The following is a 1,114-nucleotide window of genomic DNA, read 5'->3' on the forward strand; positions in this document are numbered from 1 at the left end:
CGACTTTCAGGTTCTCGGTCAGCACACTCGCCTCGACCCGGGTGATGGAGTCGAGCATCAACTGCGCCACATCCACGACCTCGGTGCCCTGACCGACCTCGCCACCATCCTTACGGGCGGTCACACCATCGGTGAGCATCACCCGGCAGAACGGGCACCCCGTCGCGATCACCGACGGCTCATTACCACCCTGGAGAGTGTCCAGGGCCTCATCGACGCGGTCGACATTGATGCGCTTGCCGAGCTGCTCTTCCATCCACATCCGCGCCCCACCCGCGCCACAGCACATCGACCGCTCCCCATGACGGGGCATCTCGATCAGCGTGGAGCCCGAGGCCTCCATCAACTCACGCGGGGCGTCGTAGATCTTGTTGTGCCGACCCAGATAACACGGGTCGTGGTAGGTGAGGTTCTTCGCGACCGGGGAGACCGGGATCAGGTTCTTGCTACGCACCAGGCGGTTCAGCAACTGGGTGTGATGCACCACCTCATAGCTGCCACCGACCTGCGGGTACTCATTGTTCAACGCGTTGAAGCAATGCGCGCAGGTGACCACGATCTTCTTCTTGGCCTGCTCCACACCCTCGAACACCGAATTCAACACTTCGATGTTCTGCATCGCCAACTGCTGGAACAAGAACTCATTACCCGCACGCCGCGCCGAGTCACCGGTGCAGGACTCCTGCTGGCCCAGCACCATGAACTTGACCCCCGCGGTGGCCAGCAACTCGGCCACGGCTTTGGTGGTCTTCTTCGCCCGATCCTCGTACGCGCCCGCGCAACCGACCCAGAACAGGTACTCGTACCCGTCGAAGGAATCGGCGTCCCTACCCAATACCGGGACCTCGAAATCGATTTCGCTGATCCAGTTCAACCGGTCCTTGGCGTTCTGCCCCCACGGATTGCCCTTGTTCTCCAGATTCTTGAACAATCCGGCGAGCTCGGACGGGAACTCCGACTCGATCAACACCTGGTAGCGGCGCATATCGATAATGTGATCCACATGCTCGATATCGACCGGGCACTGCTCCACACACGCACCACACGTGGTGCACGACCACAACACCTCGGGATCGATAATCCCGCTCACATCCTCACCACCGACCAGCGGACG

At 61.1% G+C, this 1,114-nt stretch carries 1 protein-coding gene; it reads right to left on the reverse strand.

The window, feature by feature from the left end:
- Positions 1–1,114, reverse strand: a 1,114-nt coding sequence (locus tag NA10_RS35100) for a (Fe-S)-binding protein (protein ID WP_169812710.1), incomplete at both ends; no start/stop codon positions are given.

Origin of the sequence: Nocardia acidivorans NBRC 108247 (assembly GCF_001625085.1) — a bacterium.
Taxonomy (GTDB): Bacteria; Actinomycetota; Actinomycetes; order Mycobacteriales; family Mycobacteriaceae; genus Nocardia; species Nocardia acidivorans.